Annotated in this window: 20 protein-coding genes; 5 read left to right on the top strand and 15 right to left on the bottom strand. The window is 47.8% G+C overall.

Features of this window, described 5'->3' with window-relative positions; genetic code table 11:
* Nucleotides 1-99 precede the first annotated feature (99 nt).
* From ABS362_RS04020 to ABS362_RS03960, 13 genes are all read right to left on the bottom strand, one after another.
* Nucleotides 100-1,392: an IS1182 family transposase gene (locus ABS362_RS04020; protein ID WP_350411017.1), complete on the bottom strand. Its 1,293-nt coding sequence runs from the start codon at nt 1,390-1,392 to the stop codon at nt 100-102.
* 150 nt (nt 1,393-1,542) lie between these two features.
* A complete protein-coding gene (locus tag ABS362_RS04015; RefSeq protein ID WP_350411016.1) occupies nt 1,543-1,995 on the bottom strand; it encodes a hypothetical protein in 453 nt (150 codons plus the stop codon).
* A 147-nt stretch (nt 1,996-2,142) separates the two neighbouring features.
* Nucleotides 2,143-3,363, bottom strand: coding sequence for a hypothetical protein (locus ABS362_RS04010; protein ID WP_350411015.1), 1,221 nt, complete (start codon nt 3,361-3,363; stop codon nt 2,143-2,145).
* Nucleotide 3,364: 1 nt separating this feature from the next.
* Entirely contained in the window at nt 3,365-4,057 is a 693-nt protein-coding gene (locus ABS362_RS04005) for an ABC transporter ATP-binding protein (RefSeq protein ID WP_350411014.1), read from the bottom strand.
* 290 nt (nt 4,058-4,347) lie between these two features.
* Entirely contained in the window at nt 4,348-5,559 is a 1,212-nt protein-coding gene (locus tag ABS362_RS04000; protein WP_350411013.1) for an ABC transporter permease, read from the bottom strand.
* Nucleotides 5,560-5,571: 12 nt separating this feature from the next.
* Nucleotides 5,572-6,789: an ABC transporter permease gene (locus ABS362_RS03995; protein WP_350411012.1), complete on the bottom strand. Its 1,218-nt coding sequence runs from the start codon at nt 6,787-6,789 to the stop codon at nt 5,572-5,574.
* A gap of 3 nt (nt 6,790-6,792) precedes the next feature.
* Nucleotides 6,793-7,521, bottom strand: a complete 729-nt coding sequence (locus tag ABS362_RS03990) for an outer membrane lipoprotein-sorting protein (RefSeq protein WP_350411010.1) — start codon at nt 7,519-7,521, stop codon at nt 6,793-6,795.
* Nucleotides 7,522-7,698: 177 nt separating this feature from the next.
* Nucleotides 7,699-7,947, bottom strand: coding sequence for an acyl carrier protein (locus ABS362_RS03985; RefSeq protein ID WP_350411008.1), 249 nt, complete (start codon nt 7,945-7,947; stop codon nt 7,699-7,701).
* Nucleotides 7,944-9,212, bottom strand: a complete 1,269-nt coding sequence (locus ABS362_RS03980) for a dihydrolipoamide acetyltransferase family protein (RefSeq protein ID WP_350411007.1) — start codon at nt 9,210-9,212, stop codon at nt 7,944-7,946. The genes ABS362_RS03985 and ABS362_RS03980 overlap by 4 nt, the downstream gene beginning before the upstream one ends.
* Nucleotides 9,199-10,191, bottom strand: coding sequence for an alpha-ketoacid dehydrogenase subunit beta (locus ABS362_RS03975; protein ID WP_350411006.1), 993 nt, complete (start codon nt 10,189-10,191; stop codon nt 9,199-9,201). The genes ABS362_RS03980 and ABS362_RS03975 overlap by 14 nt, the downstream gene beginning before the upstream one ends.
* Nucleotides 10,191-11,186: a pyruvate dehydrogenase (acetyl-transferring) E1 component subunit alpha gene (gene pdhA / locus ABS362_RS03970; protein ID WP_350411005.1), complete on the bottom strand. Its 996-nt coding sequence runs from the start codon at nt 11,184-11,186 to the stop codon at nt 10,191-10,193. The genes ABS362_RS03975 and pdhA overlap by 1 nt, the downstream gene beginning before the upstream one ends.
* 123 nt (nt 11,187-11,309) lie before the next feature.
* Nucleotides 11,310-13,025: an acetate--CoA ligase gene (gene acsA, locus ABS362_RS03965; protein WP_350411003.1), complete on the bottom strand. Its 1,716-nt coding sequence runs from the start codon at nt 13,023-13,025 to the stop codon at nt 11,310-11,312.
* 67 nt (nt 13,026-13,092) lie between these two features.
* The gene (locus ABS362_RS03960; RefSeq protein WP_350411002.1) at nt 13,093-13,848 is read right to left on the bottom strand and encodes an SDR family oxidoreductase; all 756 of its coding nucleotides are present in this window, start codon (nt 13,846-13,848) and stop codon (nt 13,093-13,095) included.
* A gap of 224 nt (nt 13,849-14,072) precedes the next feature.
* Here ABS362_RS03960 and ABS362_RS03955 point away from each other — a divergent pair, with 224 nt between their 5' ends.
* The gene (locus ABS362_RS03955; RefSeq protein ID WP_350411001.1) at nt 14,073-14,708 is read left to right on the top strand and encodes a hypothetical protein; all 636 of its coding nucleotides are present in this window, start codon (nt 14,073-14,075) and stop codon (nt 14,706-14,708) included.
* 114 nt (nt 14,709-14,822) lie between these two features.
* Nucleotides 14,823-17,255, top strand: a complete 2,433-nt coding sequence (ppsA, locus tag ABS362_RS03950; RefSeq protein ID WP_350411000.1) for a phosphoenolpyruvate synthase — start codon at nt 14,823-14,825, stop codon at nt 17,253-17,255.
* Nucleotides 17,256-17,335: 80 nt separating this feature from the next.
* Here the strand turns inward: ppsA and ABS362_RS03945 are convergent, their stop codons facing one another.
* Together ABS362_RS03945 and ABS362_RS03940 are read right to left on the bottom strand one after the other, a co-directional pair.
* The gene (locus ABS362_RS03945) at nt 17,336-18,070 is read right to left on the bottom strand and encodes a PRC-barrel domain-containing protein (RefSeq protein ID WP_350410999.1); all 735 of its coding nucleotides are present in this window, start codon (nt 18,068-18,070) and stop codon (nt 17,336-17,338) included.
* 28 nt (nt 18,071-18,098) lie between these two features.
* The gene (locus ABS362_RS03940) at nt 18,099-18,302 is read right to left on the bottom strand and encodes a hypothetical protein (protein WP_350410998.1); all 204 of its coding nucleotides are present in this window, start codon (nt 18,300-18,302) and stop codon (nt 18,099-18,101) included.
* Nucleotides 18,303-18,762: 460 nt separating this feature from the next.
* On the opposite strand from ABS362_RS03940, the gene ABS362_RS03935 reads away from it, so the two are divergent.
* The 3 genes from ABS362_RS03935 to ABS362_RS03925 all read left to right on the top strand — a co-directional run bounded on the left by ABS362_RS03935 (nt 18,763) and on the right by ABS362_RS03925 (nt 22,804).
* Entirely contained in the window at nt 18,763-21,402 is a 2,640-nt protein-coding gene (locus tag ABS362_RS03935; protein WP_350410997.1) for a PAS domain-containing protein, read from the top strand.
* 24 nt (nt 21,403-21,426) lie between these two features.
* On the top strand, nt 21,427-22,059 hold the full coding sequence (locus ABS362_RS03930; RefSeq protein ID WP_350410996.1) for a response regulator: 633 nt from the start codon (nt 21,427-21,429) through the stop codon (nt 22,057-22,059).
* Between the two features lie 268 nt (nt 22,060-22,327).
* Nucleotides 22,328-22,804 (top strand): hypothetical protein, encoded by a 477-nt coding sequence (locus ABS362_RS03925; protein WP_350410995.1) that lies wholly within the window; start codon nt 22,328-22,330, stop codon nt 22,802-22,804.
* Nucleotides 22,805-22,945 lie beyond the last annotated feature (141 nt).

Genomic DNA, 22,945 nt, shown 5'->3' with positions numbered 1-22,945 from the left:
GATGTGGAAGATGCGGCGCAGGTTGTAGGCCACCAGCATCAGGCCTACATCAGCTGAAGCCCTATCCATTCCTTTTTTGGTAAGCACATAGCTGTAGCCTCATTGCCGCTTGATGGTGCCGAAAGGATGCTCGACAATGGCCTGCCGCCGCTTATAGAGCTCCGGGTTGGCTGCTACATTTTGTCGGTTCTTCTCAAACAGAGGCGAGTAAAGGTTGCGTTCGATGAGCTTTCCGTTTTTGGCCGTGGTACAGCGCGTTCGTGCCGGGCATGTCTTGCAGGCTTTGGTACGGTACTGGTGAAAGCTGGTCGGGTTAGACCGGTTCAGGTTCTTGGTGTAGACATGCCCATTGGTCGTAAGCGTGTGGCCTTCGGGACAGGTGTAGGTATTTTTAGCCCTGTCGTAGATAAAGTGCTCCAGGTTGTAAGCCTGGTCCGGAGCCACCGCTGCCGGTGCCGGGATGGCTACCAGCGTTCGGATGCCCAGCTGCTGGGCAATCTCTAGTTCAGTTCCAGTGTAGTAGCCTTTGTCGAAAAGGGCCGTGAAGGAGTGCTTTCTAAGTATGCTCTTAGCCCTTCTGAGCATATTGCCCATCGCTTTGCAGTCGTTGTGGTTGGTCACCTGGTAGTCGATCAAAAGGCAGTGCCGGGCATCGACCGTAGCCTGTACGTTATAAGCTACTTCGGTGATGGTATTACGAATGATCATTTGCCGGCTTTCGGGATCGGAAGTAGAGACCTGATCTTCACCAAACTCCTGAAGCTGTTGCAAGAGCTGCAGGTAGTATTCCCTGCGCCGGGCATGCCGAGCCATGTTGTCGGCCAGCTGCGCAACCTGAACAGCGTCTCTTGCCTGGGCAAGTGCTTGGTTGCTCTCCGAGAGCTTCTGCTCGATGTAGAGAAGGTGGCGGGCTATCTTGGCCCGGTTGTAGTTGTTTTTCTTAGAGTTCTGGGCGCGAAGTTTAGTGGAGTCGCCAGCCAATAGCTCCCCGCCGATCAACTGGAGCTGCCGGGCCATTCGGACGGCGTTGCGGAATACGTTCGTGATAGCTTTGCTGTTATGTTTGCGGAAATTAGCGATGGTGTTGTGGTCGGGTGTGAGCTGGCCCAAGAGCCACATCACTTCCAGGTTACGGTGGCACTCCCGCTCCAGGCAGCGCGACGAGCGGATGCGGTTCAGGTAGCCATAGACCAGGAGCTTGAGCAGGATGGTCGGGTGGTAAGCCGGGCGCCCGTTCTCGGGGAAATCGGTACGGAAGCCTAATTTCTCAAGTGAGAGCGAATCAACAAAAGCGTCGATCAACCGCACCTCATTGTCCGGGGCGATTAGCGCCTCCAAACTGGCACCCCCACAGGGAGGCTGGTCGCGGCGGCAGGCGTGTATGAACTTCATGGCCGTAAGGAAATGGTAAACTAATGTTTAGTCCTTTCCCTTCATGAAAGTTGCAGCAAACAGCAAGTATTTAGACAGTCTGACGTGCTCGTGCAGAAGGTGTGCAAGGCTATCAGCCGAAGCATAACTTATGAGCTGTGTTGGTGGAAGTTATTCTTTATAATTCTTTTTATCAATAAGAACTGAATCAGCAACTTGAAGAAATACAGTGTCTCCTAATCCATTTTGAATTATGATTGACTCTGTTTTATCATCAGTGATTAAGTATTCAGCTTCTGCAAGTGCTTCTTCACTAGGTTCATAAGGTTTTCTAACTTCATTCAAGATAATCAAGAAGTAGATACCAAAGCCACCTATCACAACAAAGTGAATAAGTAGTGCGCCTTTATTTGAACTATTCGCAGAGTTTTTAAAAAATTCAACTAACCTGCGGATTAGCAGAAAGACACCAATAATCAAAACAAGAAGACCAATCAAGTGGTGGATACCAGGGGCATGTATATATTCCCAACCAAAGATTAGATAGGCTGCCCATGCTATCGCAAACCCAATAACATAATATGCTGCTGCTCTCAGGCCACCTTTTATAAATTCTTTTTCCAATTCATAACTGTTATTACTACCAACTAGCGTATAGCAGGAGTAGCTACTCCCACTATCTGCACTATGTATGGAGTACTTATCTGTTTTAGCAATTATAGTACTTTTAACTTATCAAATATAGAAATTAATTTATACTTAATCCTTCCCTCAAAAACTCCATTTCACCCGCGCATAAATAACCTTGGTTGTTGCCTTAAACTCGCCCTGTTCAGAATCCATAAACAACTGCCCTATAGCGTCAAGGTCCAGGTTGGGGAAGGCGGAGTAGGTGAGGACGGGGTTGAGGAAGAAGGCCTGGTCTTCGGGGAAGTAGATGGTGGCGAGTCTGCCGGTGAGCAGCGGATGAAAGGTATAGCTCACCTGCCCGAATACATTGTACCGGTAGGGCGATAGCTCCTTGACCGACAGGCGTCCCGGCTGAAAGGCCTGAAGCAGAAGTGTCTGCGGGTTTTTCTCTCCCTTGCTGTTGTATAGCACCGAGCCATGCAGGTATAGCGAACTGGCAAAAGAATAGTCTGCCGAAACGGAAGCGAGCAATTGGCCACTTGCATCCAGCGGGTCCCGGTAGGGGTGGAAGTAGGTAAACTCTCCCTTAAAGCCGGCATCCTGTATACTTCCGGCCCAGCCCAGGCCCAGTACCGCTTCCCGTCCAACTACACCTCCCAGAAACTGAATGTCGTACTCGCTGCGGTTAAACTTATACAGGCCGGCTATGGTGCGTTTTTCCGGGTCGGTGGTGAGGCGGGCGGCAAACTCGGCTCCCCCGGCAAAACCACTGAAGTAGCGTACCCGCACGGCGTCGCTGCCAGGGCGCTCTTCATAGTCAAAATCCAGGTAAGAGTAGGCGTTGAAAATATCGTTGGGGTTCCAGACAAGGTTCAGGCCCCAGTTAATGCGCTGCCGGCCCAGGCGCACTTCCAGCTGGTTTTTGGTATACTCCAGGTACGCGCGGTCAAGCATGGTATGCACCAGTAACGAGCGGCTTTTAACAGGCATCGCCGAGAGGTCCCATACATCGTTTCCGGAGTCGATAAGTTGCGGGTAAATGGGTACCTGGCGCAGCAGGTCGCCGTAGAAAATGCGGGTGCGCACTTCTGCCATCACATGCAGCGAGGTATCAATGGTGTAGTTAAAGTTGAGGCGGTTGTGCAGCAGGTTTTCAGTGAGGAGGGAATCGAGGCCACGGACAAGTATAAATGTCTGCAGTTGCTTTACATAACCCTTTAGCTGCAGGTTCTGAAGTATAGCTTTACGTGGTTTGGTTTGGGTAACTGTATCGGAATCTATACTTACTGAATCCGTTTGTGCCAGGGCATTGCAGGCGCTCAGCCAAAGTATAAATACCGCTATCCAGGCCCGGGCACGCATATCAGGATTTGGTTACGTCCGAAACGATCACGCCATCTTCCAGGGTAATCACGCGTCGGGCTTTCTCGATCACGCGCTGGTCGTGGGTCGAGAAGATGAAAGTGGCTTTTTCGCGCTGGTTCATCTCGGCCATCATGTTCAGCAGGTTTCCGGCAGCTTTGGAGTCGAGGTTGGCGGTGGGCTCGTCGGCCAGTATAAACTGCGGCCTCGAAGCCAACGCCCGGGCCACCGCTACACGCTGCTGCTGCCCACCCGAAAGTTCTGATGGCCGGTTGTGTATGCGGTCGCCGAGGCCAACTTCCTGTAGCAACTTTATGGCCCGTGCTTCCCGCTCTTTGGCAGAGAGTTTTTGCAGCAGCATGATAAACTCTACATTCTCTTTAGCCGTGAGCACTGGTATAAGGTTAAATGCCTGGAACACGAAGCCAATATGCTCCAGCCGGAAGTCGATGAGTTCGCGATCGTTGAGTTCGTTCAGGTGGTGGCCACCCACTTCTACCTGACCTTCCGTAGGATAATCAAGACCGCCGATAATGTGCAGTAACGTAGATTTGCCAGAGCCGGATGGCCCGACCACAGCTGTAAACTCACCTTCCCGTATCTCCAGGTCTACTCCGCCCAGCGCATTTACGGGTACTTTCGTTTCCTGGTATACTTTGGTTAACCCGCTTGTCCTGATCACAACTTCTGGCATGGTGGTTTGTGTTTGGTTTATACTTTGGTTTTAATATTTGTGCACGATTGCCGCCCCCTTCAAAGGGGAACTTTACCTCAAGTAACTATGGCGCGAGCGTCCTCGCTCGTGACTTGCTATAGTTGCGCCTCCGGCCCAGTTGAGTTATATACTTGATAACCTACTTAACCACAAGTTGCAAACTTGCGGCATGGGTTATTCCTGTATAATTCCCCCCTTGGAGGGGCTAGGGGTGGGTTTATTTAATAGATTCATACTTTATAATTCCCATTCCTAATTCTTAATTTCCATCAGCTTCTCATTGCCTCTACCGGGTTTAGTTTTACGGCTTTGTACGAGGGATACATGGCGGCAAGTATAGCTGTCAGCACTACGCTGGCTACCATCAGGATGTATTCTTTAAGGGATAGAAACGGGAAGAACTTAGTGCTGTAACCGTATTGCTGCAAGCCTTTGGTCCAGGCTGAGAGATCTATACCCGTATCGCCGAGCCACGTAACGGTGGCATAGCCCAACAAACACCCGACGGGCCCACCCACCAGCGATAGAAAAATAGTCTCCATCAGGATCATACTAAAAATGCGCTGCCGGTTCATACCGATGGCCATGAGCATGCCCAGTTCCCGCTCACGTTCCAGCACTGCCATCAGCATGGTGTTCACAATGCCAAAAGCCAGTGCTACCATCAGAATTACCAGAAGTATAGCCATCGTCAGGTTAGATTGTTCCTGTATCAGTTCCAGCTCCGGCGACAGTTCTTCCCAGGTTTTTATTTCTGTAGTTAGGTTTCTACGTCGGAGCTCTTTCGCAACTGCCGGCACTTTTGCGTTGGTGTGCAGCAAAACCGCTATTTCGTGTGTAAGGGTATCGGTGCCGAGTAACTGGTTCAGGTCCTGTTGTCGCACATACACGCCTCCTTCGTTTAAGCGGGGCGAAGGCGAATCGAAAATACCCTGCACCCGAAAAGCTCCTGCCGTAACGTTGCCCTCTATATCCTGGAAAGTAAGTACCAGTTTTGTTCGTAGTTCAGCTTTCAGTTTGTCGGCCAGTTTTCGGCTGATAAGTATAGCGTTCCGTGGTTTTTCGGTAAAGTAATTTCCTTCTGTTAGCAACGAATCGATAGAGGTAACCGCTTTTTCCTGGGGTAGGTTAATGCCGTAGATCTGCACGCCGGCACTTGCCCTGGTGGAAGCGATCATCCCGTTTATCAGCACGCGCTGGCTATAGGCCTTCACGTCAGGGTTGTGTTGCAGGTAGTCGGTTATACTTTGGCTGTTGCGTATGCTGTACCGTGCTTCTGGTTCCTGCAGAAATTGCGGATGGTGTACCTGCAGGTGCGAATAATCGTAGTTGATGGAGTTTCGGATATAGCTGTCGGACAAGCTGTTGATGAAGCCCACCGTAATTGCAATAGCCCAGATACCAACGGCAATGGCCGCAATCACCACTATACTTCGGGTGGGGTTGCGCCAGATGTTGCGCCAGGCTATCAGGAGGAGCATAGGCATAAGGCGTTAGTTTCGGAGTGCAGTTACAGGTATAAGCCGTTGTATGAACCAGAGCGGGTAAATGCCCAGTACCGAGGTGATAATGGCCACGATGTAGGCCTGCCGCAAAAAAATTGCAGCTTTGCGCGAGAACGGAATGACAGGCTCCATGCCATAGTTCTGGTACAGTTCTGCTAGGTTACCGGTAACAGGTATGGGGTTATGATGCAGGTAAAAAATTACTGGCAGGCTCAGCAACAAACCCAGTAACGTACCACCCAGGGCCAGCATAATTATCTCCAGGAACATAACTGCCTGCAACTTCAGTCGGCTCATACCAATCGCGATCATCACACCCATTTCGTAGCGACGCTCGGCGGTCATCATCAGGAACGTACCGAAAATACCAAACCCGATAACGGCATATAGTATATATAGAATGATCTCACCACCCAGGCGATCGATCTCGAAGCTCTGCACCAGTTCCGGCATCATTTCCTGCCAGCTCATCACCTCAAATTGCGTTGCGTTCAGCTCTTGCTCCAGCGACCCGGTAATAGTTTCCACTTTCTCCGGATCATCTACCAGCAGCGAAAGCGAGGTAATGCGGTTACCAGTATCGTAAAGCCATTGCGCTTCTGCCAGCGACAGGTAAACTACCTGGTCGTTTAGTTGGGGTGACGGGAATTTAACGATGCCGGCAACTTCATACTTGCCCGCAGCATTTGCCCCATGGTAGCCCTGGCTGATAAGCACAACCGTATCTTTTGGAGCGAGTTTCAGGAAATGGGCCAGGCCTTCGGCCAGTAATACCTTCTTTTCACCTGTCTTTAAATAGCTGCCTCCCCGCATTTTGTTACGCAGGTTGGTCAGTCCGTCTTCTTTTTCAGGTTCAATGCCAATCACGAGCGTGCCCTTGGTGCGGTCGGTGCCGGAAGCCAGCGCAAAACTTTCGAGCCGGGGAACAACAGTAACTATATGCGGGTTTGAGGCTATTCTCTTCTGCAGCGCTGGCTTGTTTTCGAAGCTGTTATCGAGGGTCTTGTCGTTCCAGTAGCCTTGCTGGTGTACTTGTATGTAGCCGGTATAAAAGCGTACCGCATTATCTATCAGGTTTCCCCAGGCGGCTGTGTGCATAGACTGCATCATGCAGGAGAAGAAAACAGCAAATGCCACTGAGGCCAGCGTGATGAGCGTGCGGCGGCGGTTGCGCCAGATATTTCGCCAGGCCAGGAGCAGGTACATCGCTTATTTTACCCGTTTCAGGTTTTGAATGGAAAAGAAACTATCCTCCAGCGGCACATCAAATTTTAAAGAGCGATACTCTATGATCGTATGGTTCTGCGGATTATCGGCTGGTGTCATGTCCATGCGGGCCGGCAATAAACGGCCTCCCAGCATTTTAATGTTCGAAGCCTTCATGGTGTTTACCAGTTCTCCGTCTTCGTCATAAAAAAGGACAAGCAGTTGCAGGTAATCTTTCTTGTCGATGTACGTGATGACCTTGCCCCAGACCACCGCCGCTTCTTCCTTCGGAATCATGATGATCTTATAACAGGGTCGATTGTCGATGATGGTATCGCCGGCCAGGGTATGGGTATAGTCCTGCACCACCGAAGATTCCTTTACCAGGTCGTCGTTTGTAAAGTCGGAGCCCATCCAGGATTGCAGCATCATGGAAGGAGGGAGTTTTATAGTTCGGTCTATGGAAGGTTGCCAGTTCCATACTTCGCGCTTTCGTTTCAGGAAGGCGGTGCCTTTGTCGCGGGCAGGGGAGGTAACTACGATCATGGCCTGTTCAGTGCCTTTGGCCCAGCTTTTCAACCCGATTTCCCGCTTCCAGGTTGGTCGTACGATCCGCATCACCATTTCGCCCTGGTTCGATTTGCCCCGCACTTTATCATCGGCACGCTGCACAATTTCCTGGGCGCTGGGCTGTTTATGAAGAGGCGCTTCGGACCAAATCAGTGTGAACAAAAGTATGGGAAGTATAAGCATGGACACTTGTAATCGGGTTAAATAAGTATAAACTATTATAAGTATAGTTTTACGTGTGAGCTACTAAAATAACCTAAATAATCCTCTATGTTTTAGGTAGTTATGCAGAATATAAACCAATCGATAGAAGTAGTATTTATTGAGGTATACTTTAATTCACCCTTTCACCCGCGCTGCTACATACTCAGTCAGCTCCCGCAATGTCTGGATCTTGCCGTAATCCTCTTCTGGTGTTTCAATACTAAACTGTTCATCGATCGCAACTATAAACTGCAGATAATCAAAGGAATCAATACCTAAACTTTGCCGGATATTATCATCAGGTTGCAGTTGTGACGGCTCCGTATCGGGAGCTATACTTTTTAGGCGCTGAACCAGGGTCTGTTTTATCTCTTCTGCTGTCATAGTTTGTCGGGTTGCTGTAAGTAGTTTTTGATGGATGTGAGGAATCTGCTGCCAGTGCTGCCATCGGAGGCCCGGTGATCTGCGGCAAGTGTAGCAGTAAGTATAGGCCGTACTGCCAGCATACCGTTCTCTGTCCAGGGTTGCTCGGTAATGCCTCCAAAACCCACCAGGGCCACTTGTGGCGGGTAGATAACGCCATACACAGTTTCAACTCCTCCTTCACCCAGGCTTGTTACGGTAATAGTGGAGTCGGCAAGTTCAGAGCTGCGCAGTCGAAGGGCACGGGCACGGGGAATCAGGTCGTTCAGGGCCTGCATCAGCTCATCCAGCGATTTGGTATCGGCATCGTGAATAGCAGGCACCATGATACCGCCTGTGCGCAAGGCTACTACATAACCCACATTTATACTTTCTTTCCGCTGCAGTCCGTTTTCCCACCAGGCGTTCAGGTCGGGTACATCTATCAGTGCTTTCGCCACAGCTTTGATCAGCAACACCGACGGTAACAAGCGTTCTTTTACAGGGCGCTGTTTGTTCGTTTCCGACAGCCAGGCCAGCGCCTTGCTCATGTCTATTTTAGTTTCGAGGTAATAATGCGGCACTTCCCGGTTCGACTTGCTCATGGCGGCGGCCACGGCCATTCTTATACTTTCTGCAGCAGTGGTGGGTGTAGCTGTGGGCTTAGGTATTTCGGGGATTTCAATTTTTGGTTTGGCTTCGGCCTTTATTTCAGGCATAACAGGTTTTTCTGCAGGTGCTACTTTAGGTGCTTCTGCCATAGGGGCTACCTGTGCCGCAATGGCATGCTCTACATCGTCCCGTGTTACGGCGCCATCTGGTCCTGTACCATGTATGGTAGCTATGTCAATCCCTTTTTCAGCTGCAATTCTCTTAGCCAGCGGCGAAGCCCGGATATGATGAGGGTGCGGTATAGTTTCCGGTTGAACTATAGTTGCAGTAACCGGCGGGGCAACAATAGTTTCCTTTTGTGCTTCAGTTGGTACCGCTTTAATACCCGACCGGGCTTCCTCCTCCGAAAGTATAGTTGCCATAGCTGTACCTACTGGTACCTGTTCATTTATCTTAACAAGCAGTTCACCAATTATACCTTCTTCAAAAACCTCTATCTCGATAATGCCTTTCTGTGTTTCCACTTCGGCAATGATGTCGCCTTTATGGATATGGTCGCCGGGCTGCACGCGCCACTCACGCAGAAAGCCGCTCTCCATATCGGCTCCGAGGCTGGGCATTTTATACTCGATCATGCTGCAGTATACTTTTTACCATTGATACAATCTGGGCAGGCTGTGGCACGGCTGCGTCTTCAAGGTGTTTGGGGTAGGGAATCGGCACTTCAGCACCACAGAGCCGCTGCACCGGCGCGTCAAGTTCATAAAAGCATTTTTCCATGATCCTGGCACTTACTTCAGAAGACACGCTAACCGATCTGCTGGCGTCTTCCACTAGCAGGGCACGATTGGTTTTCGCCACGGAAGCCATAATGGTTTCATCATCCAACGGGCGAAGTATACGCAGGTCCACTACCTCGGCTTCCATACCTGCCTGCGCCAATTCCTCTGCAGCTGTTAAGGCTTTGTAAACGCCGGTGCCATACGTAATAATGGAAATATCCTTGCCCTCACGCCGTACTCTGGCTTTGCTGATGTCTATACTTCCAGCGTGTACGGGCAGCTCTTTTTCTACATTCAATAAGGAGGTATACTCAAAGATGATGACCGGGTCAGGATCGAGCAGGGCAGGAGCGAGCATGTAACGGGCGTCTTCGTGGGTTCCGGCAGAAAGTATACGCAAACCGGGCAGGTGTGCAAACAGCGGTTCCCAGCTATGCGAGTGTTGCGCTGCCAGTTGCCTGCCTATACCGGCGCTCATCCGGATAACAAGCGGCACATTAAACTGCCCACCAGACATGTGCAGCAGCGTAGCGGCATTATTAGCGATCTGGTCCAGGGCCAAAAGGCTGAAATTCACGGTCATGATCTCCACAATTGGTCGCATGCCGCCCAGGGCTGCGCCTATACCTGCGCCTACAAAACCAGCTTCGGACAAAGGTGTATCCATAATCCGTTCAGGACCGAATTCCTGCAGCAGGTTCTTGCTTACGGCAAATGCGCCGCCATAATGGCCCACATCTTCGCCCATCATAAATACACGCTCATCACCAAGCAGGACCTCCCGTATGGCCTGTTTTATACATTCGCGGTATGTGACCAGGTTGCCTGCCATCAGCTTTTTCTTTCGCTGTATGTATACTTCAGGAGTTCTTCCACCGGCTCAAAACTGCAGGTCTCGGCATAGTCCACGGCTTGCTGAACTTCATTGTCTACCTGGGCTCCTATTATTTTGAAATCTTCATCTGTTAGGAGTTGCTGCTGCATCAGATAATTGGTAAAGGCAGGAATCGGGTCGCGTGTCTTCCATTCTTCCACCTCACTTTTTTCGCGGTAAAGCTCGGCATCAAACATGGAATGCGCCCGGAAACGATACGTATTGCATACCAGGAAGTATGGCTGACCAGTTTTACGCACAGTTTCAGTAGCTGTGTTGGCAGCTGCCATCACTTTAAGTAAATCCATGCCGTTCACTGTAGAGGATGAGATACCATAAGCGGCACCTTTCAGTTCGAGGTTTGTCTGGGCGTGGGTATAGCGCAAAGCTGTTCCCATGGCATAGAGGTTATTTTCACATACAAACAGAACCGGCACCTGCCATAGCGCAGCCAGGTTTAAGGCTTCATGAAAAGCACCTTCCGCCATGGCTCCTTCACCAAAAAAACAACAGGTCAGTTGGTCTCGTTTCATCTTTTTATCCGCGAGAGCCAATCCCACGGCCATCGCCAGGTGACCCGCCACAATCGCGTTGCCGCCGTAGAATTTTGTTTTAGCGTCGAAGAGGTGCATAGAACCTCCGCGGCCCCGGCTACAGCCTTCCTGCTTGCCATACATTTCAGCCATGATTACACCCGGTGCTAGCCCACGCACCAGTGCATGGCCATGCTCCCGGTACGTACAGAGCACATTGTCTTCCGGACGCAGCGCCTGCATCACACCCACGGCAACAGCTTCTTCACCGACGTATAGATGCAAAAATCCACGGATCTTTTCCTTGGTATACATCTCGGCAGATTTTTCCTCAAACCTCCGGATCAGTATCATCTGGTAAAGCAGTTTTTTGACCTGCTCAACAGTGAGATTTATACTTTGGTTTGCTTGCTGTTCCATGCAATATTTTTTAGTGTCCCTTTGAGGGGACTACAGGGGTGTTTAATACAATAACAAATTATTCGACGGCTATACTTCCCAATGTACATTAACACCCCTCTTGCTCCCCTCAAGGGGAGAGTTTTACGGCTGCTCTAAGGTCGAAAGATCACCTTCCGGTAAACCCAACTCCCTGGCCTTCAGCAACCGGCGCAATATCTTTCCGCTGCGTGTTTTAGGTAGATTATCAATAAAAGCGATCTCTTTTGGTGCCACAGCAGGACCCAGTCTTCGTCTGGCGTGAGCCGTTATATCCATTTTCAAATTATCATCTGCTTTCTGATCCGGCTTAAGCACGATAAAGGCTTTCACTACTTCTCCGATCAGTTGATCTGGCTTCCCGATCACGGCGGCTTCGGCTACGGCAGGGTGTTCCATCAAAGCGCTTTCCACTTCAAAAGGACCTACCATGTGGCCGGAAGTTTTAATGATGTCATCAGCTCTGCCCACGAACCAGTAATAGCCATCAGCATCCTTTTTGGCCAGGTCGCCGGTTATGTACCAGTCTCCACGGAAACATTTGTTATAGCGTTCTTCTTCGTGCAGGTAGGTGCGGAACATCGAAGGCCAGCCACGTTTCAGAACCAGGTGTCCGTCTCTATTTGGTTCATCAATGATTGTTAAACTCTCATCTGTAACCTCGGCAATGGCAGCTTCCACGCCCGGCAAAGGCTTACCCATCGATCCAGGTTTTACCTGCATTGCTCTATAGTTTGCGATCATAATGCCGCCTGTCTCGGTTTGCCACCAGTTATCCAAGAATGGCATTCCGAACATCTTTTCGCTCCAGATCACTGCATCCGCGTGCAGGGGTTCCCCCACACTCAGCATCAGGCGGAGGTTTTCCAGTTTGTATTGTTCTCCTGGTTTGATGTTCATGCGCATTAATCGCCGGATGGCTGTCGGGGCAGTATACCAGATATTTACCTTCTGTTTTTCAAGTATAGAATACCAGCGGGTGGCATCAAATTCCTCTTCATCGACCACATTGGTTACGCCATTTACCAACGGGGCGATGATGCCATAGGAAGTACCTGTTACCCAGCCGGGGTCGGCAGTGCACCAGTAAATATCATCGGGGTGAAAATCGAGCACATATTTACCGGTAACGTAATGCACCAGCACAGCTTTATGTACGTGCAAAGCACCTTTTGGCATGCCAGTCGTGCCACTGGTAAAGTGCAGCAAAGCCGGATCTTCGGGGTTGGTAGGAGGTATGGAGAATTCGTCCGAAGCCTGTTCCATCATGCGGGGAAGCGAACGGATCTTTTCATTTTCATCCTTGTCAATATCAGTCAGCAACACAAACTTTAGCCCCGGTAATCGTTCCAGCAACTGGCGTACTTTTTTCTCAAACAGGTCTTTGGTTGTAATCAGCACTTTGGCATCGCCACGGCTCAGGCGTTGAAATATAGGTTCAGGGCCAAATACGTTGAACAGAGGGCAAAAAACTGCTGCTTTCTTAAGCGTGCCGAGCGCTGAAAAGTATAACTCTGGCATACGGCCCAAAAAAGAGAAAACGCGGTCACCTTTAGTTATGCTTAACTCACTTAGCACGTTGGCAAAACGATTGGTCAGCTCCATAAAATCATGGTAAGAGCATTGCATCACCGACAAATCCTTTTTTATAAAGCGAAAGGCCGTGTGGTTTCGCAATTCCCCGGTCGCGTGTCTGTCAATTGCCTCGTAAGCAATGTTTAATCCTTGTCCATCAGGCAATCCGCTCAGACCAGACTTCTCCTTCTCCCAGCTAAAAGCGGAGGTGAAGGAAGTATAATCCGGTAAGTTTGGTGCAACCATTTTAATGTCTGATTATTAATGACTAATGATTAATGGCGTAGGATAAAGAATAATTACTCATTATTAATTACCTCGCTACCCAACCGCCGTCTACTACCAGTGCATGACCTGTGGTAAACGAGGAGGCATCAGAACAAAGCCAGATCGCGGCTTCTGCAATTTCTTCGGGCTCTCCAAACCTGCCGATGGGCTCTCCGCTGGCCATTGCTTCCCGGGTGGTGTTATTCTTCTCTATAAAACGGTCTATCATGGGGGTCTGAATTACGCCGGGGCAAACGGCATTTACCCGGATTCCCTGAGTAGCATATTCTAAAGCCGCTGTTTTGGTAATGCCGATAACCGCATGCTTTGAGGCGGTATAAATAGGGATGCCCGGAAAACCAATCACGCCGGCTATGGAAGAACAATTAACGATAGCGCCTTTGCCCTGCTTTAGCATTTGCGGGATTTGGTATTTCATGCAAAGCCACACACCTTTCAGGTTAATACCGATCACTTTGTCAAAGTTTTCTTCAGTAACCTCGTGAGTCGGGGCCGATTCGCCCTCGATACCTGCGTTATTAAAAGCGTAATCCAGACGGCCGAACTTGTTTATAGTTTGCTCTACCATGCTGCTTACATCAGCATCTTTAGACACATCGCATTTAATAAAAATAGCCTCCCCGCCGGCTGACGTTATGGAATCAACGGTTTCCCGGTCTTCTATCCAGTCAACTACAGCTACTTTAGCACCGCGCCGGGCAAACAAAATGGCCGTAGCCCTGCCAATTCCGAAACTTCCTCCGGTAACGATGGCAACTTTATCCTTGAATGGTAATTCCATTTTACACCCTTTAAATGATTAATACCTGCATTGCTGCTTACAGGTAACTATAGTTAACACACTGATCAGCAGGAAGGGTGAATAGGTAGTTTACACGAAACTGTAAACTTTAATTTTTTGTGGTATTTTATAACTATTGTTTGATAAATAATACGTAAGCAAATAAAAGTAAGCTGAAATTTTATGGCTTATACTATAATTTAACGCTTGAACATCAGTTGGTTATGGTGAATAAAAGGTCAATTGGTTTAGGGAAGTTAACTATAGCAGCAATGCTTGGTTATGTGGCTGTGGTAGCAGCCTTAAGGCAGCGGTACATTAACTGGGGAACAACTATAGATGAACAACTGCAGCCTTTGCCCGGCGACGAACTGATGCACTATGCTTCTGCGAATCATGCCATCACCATAAATGCCCCGGTAACTATAGTCTGGCAATGGCTGGTACAGATCGGTCAGGACAAAGCCGGTTTTTATAGTTACTCTTTCCTTGAAAACCTGGTGCGCGCCGATATCCATAACGCCGACCGTATTATGCCGGAATGGCAGCACCTGAAAGCGGGCGATACGATCCGGCTTGGCTCTAAAAAAGTATACGGCGATACAACACTACTGCGCGTGGCTGCCCTCGAAGAAAATCATTTTATAGTGCTGGAAAGATGGGGCGCTTTTGTATTGAAGCCTTTAGACGAGGAGCGTACCCGCCTTCTGATCCGGTCGCATGGAAGAAAGCTAAGCTGGATGAATAAATTACTGGCGTACCTGCTTTTAGATCCTATACATTTTGTGATGGAGCGCGGCATGCTGCTGGGCATAAAACAGCGGGCAGAACACCAATATCTTAAACAAGGCAGGAGCTAAGCCTGGAGTGCTGGTGAAAAAACTATAGCCGGAGGATTATAAGAAATAACTGAACAGGAGGAATCACTATAACATAGATTTTAACCGCATATCAGGTACAAAATATTTACTTCTATGGAGCCATTTATCAAGTATTTTAAAGACATCAGTTACAAAGACCTGGGTAAAGTTGGCGGCAAAAATGCTTCGCTCGGGGAGATGTATAATCAACTGGTGCCGGAAGGAATAAAAGTGCCGGATGGGTACGCCACTACAGCCGATGCCTACTGGTTTTTCCTGGAACAGAATAACCTGAAACAGCAGTTGCAAGAGGTGCTTAATAGCCTGGATACTGCACAATTCGGGAATTTAGCTGAAGTTGGCAGCAAAGCCCGCGAACTTATACTGGGCGCCACCTTACCACAGCCACTGCAGGAAGAGATTACGAAAGGCTATAGTTACCTCACCGCTACTTACGGAGACGGGATTTCGGTGGCCGTTCGGAGCAGTGCCACAGCTGAAGACCTGCCCACTGCCAGCTTTGCCGGGCAACTGGAAACCTACCTGAACGTGAGAGGTTTGCCCAATCTCCTGAAAGCCTGCCATCATAGTTACGCTTCCCTTTTCACTGATCGAGCTATAAAATACCGGGTTGATAATGGATTTGAACATATGCAGGTCGCATTATCAGTAGGTGTGCAGGTAATGGTTCGCTCGGATAAGGCAAGTTCGGGTGTCATGTTCACCCTTGATCCGGATACTGGATTTGAGAATGTTGTCGTTATTTCTGGCTCCTGGGGACTGGGTGAGAACGTGGTGCAGGGCGCCGTAAATACCGATGAGTTTGTCGTTTTTAAGCCAATGCTGGGCAAGGCAGAACAACCGATCCTGTCGCGCAGGCTTGGCAGTAAAGCAAAGACCATGGTATATGCTGACCCTGGCGCTAATGAACTGCAATTGCCCACCGATGCGATCATCAATCTGGATACACCACCCGACAGGCAGGAACAATTTGTGTTGAAAGATGAGGAAGTTGCGCAACTAGCTAAATGGGGAAAACGGATAGAGGAACACTATAACCAACCCATGGATATTGAGTGGGCACAGGACGGTGTAACCGGTGAGTTTTTTATAGTTCAGGCACGCCCCGAAACAGTGCAAAGCCAGCACAAGAATCAGGCATTTTTTACAGACTATACGCTTAAAGAAAAAGGAAACGTGCTCTGCTCAGGAATTGGACTCAGTAATAAGATCGTATCAGGCGTTGCGCGTATACTTCAATCCCCCAAAGAGATAGATAAACTGCAGGAAGGAGAGGTGTTGGTTACCCGCAAAACTGACCCCGACTGGGACCCTATACTCCGTAAAGCTATAGCAATCATAACTGAACAGGGTGGGCGCACCAGTCACGCTGCCATAGTTGCCCGCGAAGTAGGTGCCGTAGCTGTGCTGGGAACCCAAAACGCTACCCAAACTATACAAGACGGGCAATTGGTAACGGTATCAACGGCAGGTGGCGAAACCGGCTATGTGTATGAAGGCAAACTAAAGTGGACCGAAAAGCAAACCGACATGAGCAAACTGGAAAGGCCGCAGACCAAAGCCATGCTTATCCTCGGCGACCCGGAGCAGGCATTTAAATATTCTTTTCTCCCGAACGATGGGGTGGGACTGATGCGCATGGAATTTATCATAAACAACGCGATACAGATACACCCGATGGCGCTGAAGCATTTTGATAAAGTAAAGGACCAGGAAGCCCGTGAAAAGATAGAGCAGCTCACACACCATTACCCCGATAAAGAAACTTATTTTGTTGACCGGCTGGCTGAAGCTACGGCTGTAGTGGCAGCAGCATTTTACCCGAAGGATGTAATCGTCAGGATGAGCGACTTTAAATCGAATGAGTATGCAAACCTGGTTGGCGGCAAACAGTTTGAACCTGATGAATCGAACCCGATGATCGGACTCAGAGGAGCCTCCCGTTATTATCACCCCATGTACCAGGATGGCTTTGAACTCGAATGCCGCGCCATGAAAAAGGTACGCGAAGCGATGGGACTGACAAACGTAAAGCTCATGATTCCTTTTTGCAGAACTATAGAAGAAGGCAACAAAGTAATAGACCTTATGGCACAGAATGGACTGCGCCGCGGTGAACACGGACTGGAACTATACGTGATGGTAGAGATACCAAGCAACGCCCTTTTAGCCGAGGAGTTTGCTGAAATTTTTGATGGCTTTTCGATAGGATCTAACGACCTTACACAGCTTACCCTGGGCGCAGACCGCGACTCTGGTTTGCTTAGCGATATCTTTTCGCCCTTCGACCCGGCCGTGCAGCAACTGATCGTGATGACCTTACAGAAAGCTAAAAGTACCGGTACTAAAGTAGGGCTTTGTGGCCAGGCTCCCAGCGATTACCCAAGTTATGCCGCCTTTTTGGTTAACCACGGAATTGACAGTATTTCCTTTAACCCTGATGCCTTTTTCAGGGGGATGGAGAACATGGCGCAGGCTGAAAAACAACTGGGAAGAGATCAGGCTGCAGGTGTATTTTATGCTTAGCGCGCAGCTGTAAACTATAAAGCCATGCAACACAAAAGCCGCATGGTTTTAAAGTTTAAAGTAGTATAAGTTATAGTTGCTTACAGGTTAAGAGCACGTTTTTTTAGTAGTATAAATTCTTCTTCTGTCAGAGATCCTCTCTCACGTAATTGCTCCAGGCGTTCTATAGTTGCGATAGAATCTTCTACGGATTTCGGTTTTATATCTTCGTTGCGTACATCATTTAAGTCGGTGTCGGTATGGCTGTAAGCAGGGTAGGTTCTGTCGCGGTGCACTTCCTGGTTTGATGTATAAAACCTGTCTTCGTTAAACGTTTCATCGTTATAAAAATCATCTGATATGTGCCGGGTAGTGTCCTTGTCATGATGCAGTGCTTCCTCAAACTCTGTGCTGTGCCTTTCGGTAGTTCCCGGAAGAATGTCTCGTTGAGATCGGTGGAAAGTGTCGCGTACGGCATACTCATAATCCTCAGGAATCGGGCCGCCCTGGTACACCGGGTACTCGCCTATAGTATTTGAGTCGATAGAAGACAGGAATACTTTTTTACTGCTTCTGTCGAGCGCGGCCACACCAATGGGCACCAGCATGTGCTGGTCGTTGTCCGTGTTAAAGAATTTACGGTCGGCCACTACCGATAAGTAACGGGCTTTCATCACCTTCGGGTCCACGATCAGGTCACGTACTATACCCAGGCTTTCTCCGTCAGCACCTACCACTCGCCAGCCCAGCACATCGGGGTTGTCCTTAGCAATTTTATAGTCTTTCATGGCGCTCAGTTCAACCAGGCGCTCGTTTCTGAAATCGTTGTCTTTCATAGCTATAGTTTATGTGTGTTATGTGTCGTTAAGATACTGTCCGGTATATACATTCTGGCTGCACGCTGGCCATAAAAAGGCTACCTGATGTAGCAGGTAAAACAGCTGTTTCGGTATCAGTCCTGTCGTTCGTAAATTCAATGATCGCCCAGATAATTAGCCCAACTATTATGAGCAGAAGTATCCAGGGCCACACAGGTTTTTTCTTTTTTTCAATGTTTATTTCTACCATTTTTTCAAGAGTTATTTTCCATAGTTAATTTTGTGGTTGCTGCAGATAAGAAGGCAAAAGCAACAGTAGATTTAGTACGCTGATAATGAGGTTTATGTTGATGGATCATCTATTAGAACAGCTTTTAAAAAACTGCCTGCAGCTTAAAAAAAGAACTTAAACGAAGTGGATTTTATTGGGTAGTCTCCCTTGAAAACAGGCTTTAAACTATTTAAAGCACTAATAACAGTCGAACTAAATTGAATTAGTTTTAGCTAACTGCTGTTCATTATAAACTTTTGCCGATATTCTATTTGCTGAAGTACAGTATCCCGAGCCAGTTTGGCTCTCCCTCTTACCGCATTGCTTAGGCAAGCACCTGTTTACTTTTAGCCGTAGCGTTCAGCGCTAACCAGTGAGCACTTCAACTCTCTTGATGACTGTGTTCAGTAGTAATTAGTTTAACTATAAAGACACGACTATGTCTCACAGTTCATCTTCTACTTTACAGGAAATAAGTAATATATCAAACCTGCCTTTCCTGAAGATATTTGAAGCTCAGTCCGAGGTAGGGTATATACTTTCACCGGATCTGTATATACTCGCCGTTTCCGATGCGTTGCTGAAAGAGACCTTTACTTTGCGTGAAAAAGTTGTCGGGAATTATATTTTCGATGTTTTCCCTGATAACCCGGGCGCACCGGATGCTTTATCAACTGCAAACCTGAAAAGTACTTTCGACTATGTGTTGTCGGAGGGTAAACCTCATCGGTTAGATGCCCAACGATATGATATTGCAGATCCTGAAAACCCCGGTTGTTTTATAGAATATTACTGGAATACAAACACGGTACCTATACTTAACAGTGTGGGGGAGGTGGTATGCATCCTGCACGAAGCAAAAAATATTACGAAAGAGGAAAATGCAAAACGCCAGTTAAAGGAAAGCCAGGAACGTGAGCGAATTGCCCTGGCCCAGGCCGAACAGCAACGGCTACGCCTCGAACGATTGTTTGAACAGGCGCCCGCTGCCTTTGCCTTACTCGAAGGTCCTGATTTTGTATTTAAGGTGCTGAACAAAACCTATCAACAGCTTTTCCCGGGCCGGAAACTGATGGGGTTGCCTTTATTTGAAGCTTTGCCCGAACTGAAAGAACAGCCTGTGTACGACATTATTCAGCATGTATATAACACAGCAGAAACGTTTGAAGGCAAAGAAGTTCTGGCACCTATGGCTCGCTACCACGGTCAGCCGGTAGAGGACTTATACTGGAATTTTATTTACCAGGCGCTTTTTGATGCGGATGGACAGGTAAGTGGTATCCTTATTTTTTCGCTGGATGTAACGGACTTTGTGAAGGCCCGCCAACAGGTAGAGAAAAGCGCTGCATCGTTGCAGGAACTGAGCCGTGAGTTAGAGCAACGGGTGGAACAGCGAACACAGGAACTTCGGGTAGTACAGGGCGAAGCTGAACGGCAAAGCAAACGATTGAACAGCCTGTTTATGCAGGCACCGGCTGCTATCTGTATTCTGGATGGACCCGACCTGGTGTATGAACTTGTTAATCCTGGGTATGCAGAACTATTCCCGGAACGTGAGCTCTTAGGAAAACCTATTCTGGATGCATTGCCTGAATTAAAGGATAATAAAGCGTACAGCACTTTCCGGGAGGTTTACGAAACAGGCATTACTCATGAAGAACAGGAACTGTTGATCCCGTTTATCAGGCCTGAGGATGGTGTGCTGGAAGACAGGTATTTCCGGTTTATACAACAGGCACGTTATAACGACCAGGAACAGGTAGATGGTGTGGTAGTTTTTGCCCTGGAAGTTACCGAACAGGTAAAGGCACGCAAATCCGAAGAAGCAAGCGTACAGCAATTACGGCTTGTAACTAACTCGCTCCCGGTGCTTATTGGTTATTTAGATAGGGATGAACGCTATGGTTTTGCAAATAAGGCTTATGAAAAGTGGTTTCCCTACAAGTCAGAAGACCTTATCGGTAAAAAACTTCGGGAAGTAATTGGTGAGGTTCCTTACCAAAATGTTAAAGAATATATTGATCGGGGGCTTGCCGGCGAATCAGTTGTATTCGAATCGCGCATGCCTTATCGCAATGACTTCGTAAAATATATTCACTGCTGCTACGTGCCGGATATAAGGGATGGGGTAGTGTATGGGTTTTATACATTGGTAACCGATATAACGGAACAGGTAGTTGTGCGGCAGGCCCTGGAGGAAAGTGAGCATAAAGCCAAAGCCATTGCTGAAATGCTGGCTGCTACAAACCAGGAGCTAAAGTTAGCGAACGATACCCTGGCCAAGTATAATTTTGAACTGGAAACACGTGTGCAAGCGCGTACCGCTGAGCTTCAAAAAGCTAATAAGCTGTTAAAGAAACAGATCAAGGAGAATAAAAAAGCAGAGGAATCGCTTTCAGAGTCGCACACAAAATTGCAGGCCCTTACAAAGCACTTACAGGTAATGCGCGAAGACGAGCGAAAGTACATTGCACGGGAACTGCACGATGAACTGGGGCAGTCGTTCACCGCATTAAAAATCGACCTGACGCTTATCATGAAAAAGCTTACTGCCGGGCAAATGGAAAAAGACCTGTTTTATGCCGAGCTGCAATCCATGATGAAAACAATCAATACTTCGATAACATCAGTTCGTGAGATTGTGGCTACCCTGCGGCCGACCATACTTGATAATTTTGGGTTACTGTCCGAGATAGAATCGCAGGCGCAGGAGTTTCAGAAGCGCACCGCCATTGCTATGGAGCTGAACACATCGCTAAAGTATATCCCGTTAGGGCAGGAAGCGTCTATCGAAGTGTTCCGGATCATACAGGAATCTATAACCAATATCGCACGACATTCCGAGGCTACCGAAGCAACTATAACAATAGATGAATCTGATAACCATTTCCGGTTTGCGGTGACAGATAACGGAAAAGGGATGCAAGCAGACAACTTAACGAAATTAAGAACGTTTGGGCTTCTTGGCATGCAGGAAAGAGCCGATCGGATAGGGGCCACCTTAACGTTTGATTCAATGCCTGAAAAAGGAACCAAAATTGTACTTAAAGTGCCGTTTACTGCCCTTGTTACTGTTTAAATATAGAAGTTAGATTATTAGAGAATGATTAAATTGTTGATCGCAGATGACTACGTGCTGATCAGGGAAGGATTAAAAAAAGTCCTGAAAGAGGAAGCAGATATTGCTGTAGTTGCCGAAGCTGAGAGTGGAGCTGAAGTACTTAATAAACTGAAAAAAAGCCAGGCTAATTTTGTTGTGCTGGATATTAATATGCCTGTTAAAAGCGGGTTGGATGTATTGCTGGATATGAAACGTTTGTACCCAACTATACCTGTCCTAATACTGAGCATGTACCCCGAAAAGACCTACGCCTTGCGGTCGCTGAAAGCAGGTGCTGCCGGATACCTTTCCAAGGAAAGTGCAGCCGATGAATTAGTGACAGCCATACAAAAGATATGGAGCGGAGGGAAGTATATTTCTGAATCGCTGGCCGAACTACTGGCTGAAGCGGTAGTGAATAGCGGCAAACCTGAAGTAGCTCATGAAATATTATCTGATCGTGAATTCCAGATCATGTGTAAGATAGGTGAGGGCGAATCGCTTAAAAGTATTGCTGATAACCTGAGTATTACGTTAAGTACCGTAAATACGTATCGAAACCGAATTTTCGAGAAGATGGGGTTTGCGTCTAACACAGACCTGATCAGATATTGCCTTGAAAACGAACTGGCGTAGTGAGCTTTTAACTATAGCACGTTAGCCTTCCCGTTTTTATATTCTCCTTATTCAAACTTGTGTCGTAAAAAATACGACACAAGTTTGATTTTTTTACTGACACAGGTTTAGTTTAGCCCTTTCCGTTTGTTAATACACGCATAGGTACCTTTGTATAGAGCAGCTTCCTGAAATATCCACATCCTGACTGACCTTGCGTATCTGGTCACATTTTGATGTAGTTTATCTGAAGACTGAAGCTATAGTTACATGGCAGCATATTTCTGTTATGAAAAGTCTAAATCAAAGTCCCCTGATTTTACCAGAAAATTTAAAACCGACCGCGAGCAAACTACCTGCTGCAGAGCACGAGTTCAGGAATGAATTTGGGAAGATCTACTGCAAAGTTTCGTACTTGTCTGCACCGCATGTTATAGTTGCAGAATGGCATGGCTACTCTACAAAAACACAGGTAGAGCCGGTAATGAACTGGATTGCCGAATGGTGCGAAAAGAATACCTGCACCACGTTGGTAAATGATTGTAGTAATATCAAATCAGTTTGGTTCGATACTATTGAATGGTTTTCCCGTATATGGGTACAAAAAATGAAACAACTTGGCCTGCAGAATTTTATTCATGTTGCAAATCCGGGCAGTTTTGGCGACAGAATTGGTGAACGGCTGCAAAGTATGTTATCAGATCAGGTGCAATTCTTGAGAGTAGGTTTAAGAGCTGATGTAATGAATTGGTTAGAAAACCGCTGATTTTTTTATGTTTTATCTATATCTTTAAGTCGGGGCATACCTGACAATATGTTGCACTGGAGTAAACTAAGTAAACTATACAATGATTAATCGTTCTAAACTGTGTTTGAAATTAATCGGTTAGTTTACAGTTTGATCCGT

Origin of the sequence: Pontibacter populi, assembly GCF_040278685.1 — a bacterium.
Taxonomy (GTDB): Bacteria; Bacteroidota; Bacteroidia; order Cytophagales; family Hymenobacteraceae; genus Pontibacter; species Pontibacter populi.
The sequence above is the reverse complement of the archived record's forward strand: the minus strand, read 5'-3'. Positions and strand labels throughout refer to the sequence as shown.

Excerpts from the sequence above, each read along its gene's own strand:
- ABS362_RS04020 (WP_350411017.1), bottom strand. The coding sequence starts at position 1,392 with ATGAAGTTCATACACGCCTGCCGCCGCGACCAGCCTCCCTGTGGGGGT.
- ABS362_RS04010 (WP_350411015.1), bottom strand. The coding sequence starts at position 3,363 with ATGCGTGCCCGGGCCTGGATAGCGGTATTTATACTTTGGCTGAGCGCC.
- ABS362_RS04005 (WP_350411014.1), bottom strand. The coding sequence starts at position 4,057 with ATGCCAGAAGTTGTGATCAGGACAAGCGGGTTAACCAAAGTATACCAG.
- ABS362_RS04000 (WP_350411013.1), bottom strand. The coding sequence starts at position 5,559 with ATGCTCCTCCTGATAGCCTGGCGCAACATCTGGCGCAACCCCACCCGA.
- ABS362_RS03995 (WP_350411012.1), bottom strand. The coding sequence starts at position 6,789 with ATGTACCTGCTCCTGGCCTGGCGAAATATCTGGCGCAACCGCCGCCGC.
- ABS362_RS03985 (WP_350411008.1), bottom strand. The coding sequence starts at position 7,947 with ATGACAGCAGAAGAGATAAAACAGACCCTGGTTCAGCGCCTAAAAAGT.
- ABS362_RS03980 (WP_350411007.1), bottom strand. The coding sequence starts at position 9,212 with ATGATCGAGTATAAAATGCCCAGCCTCGGAGCCGATATGGAGAGCGGC.
- ABS362_RS03975 (WP_350411006.1), bottom strand. The coding sequence starts at position 10,191 with ATGGCAGGCAACCTGGTCACATACCGCGAATGTATAAAACAGGCCATA.
- pdhA (WP_350411005.1), bottom strand. The coding sequence starts at position 11,186 with ATGGAACAGCAAGCAAACCAAAGTATAAATCTCACTGTTGAGCAGGTC.
- acsA (WP_350411003.1), bottom strand. The coding sequence starts at position 13,025 with ATGGTTGCACCAAACTTACCGGATTATACTTCCTTCACCTCCGCTTTT.
- ABS362_RS03960 (WP_350411002.1), bottom strand. The coding sequence starts at position 13,848 with ATGGAATTACCATTCAAGGATAAAGTTGCCATCGTTACCGGAGGAAGT.
- ABS362_RS03955 (WP_350411001.1), top strand. The coding sequence starts at position 14,073 with ATGGTGAATAAAAGGTCAATTGGTTTAGGGAAGTTAACTATAGCAGCA.
- ppsA (WP_350411000.1), top strand. The coding sequence starts at position 14,823 with ATGGAGCCATTTATCAAGTATTTTAAAGACATCAGTTACAAAGACCTG.
- ABS362_RS03945 (WP_350410999.1), bottom strand. The coding sequence starts at position 18,070 with ATGAAAGACAACGATTTCAGAAACGAGCGCCTGGTTGAACTGAGCGCC.
- ABS362_RS03940 (WP_350410998.1), bottom strand. The coding sequence starts at position 18,302 with ATGGTAGAAATAAACATTGAAAAAAAGAAAAAACCTGTGTGGCCCTGG.
- ABS362_RS03935 (WP_350410997.1), top strand. The coding sequence starts at position 18,763 with ATGTCTCACAGTTCATCTTCTACTTTACAGGAAATAAGTAATATATCA.
- ABS362_RS03930 (WP_350410996.1), top strand. The coding sequence starts at position 21,427 with ATGATTAAATTGTTGATCGCAGATGACTACGTGCTGATCAGGGAAGGA.
- ABS362_RS03925 (WP_350410995.1), top strand. The coding sequence starts at position 22,328 with ATGAAAAGTCTAAATCAAAGTCCCCTGATTTTACCAGAAAATTTAAAA.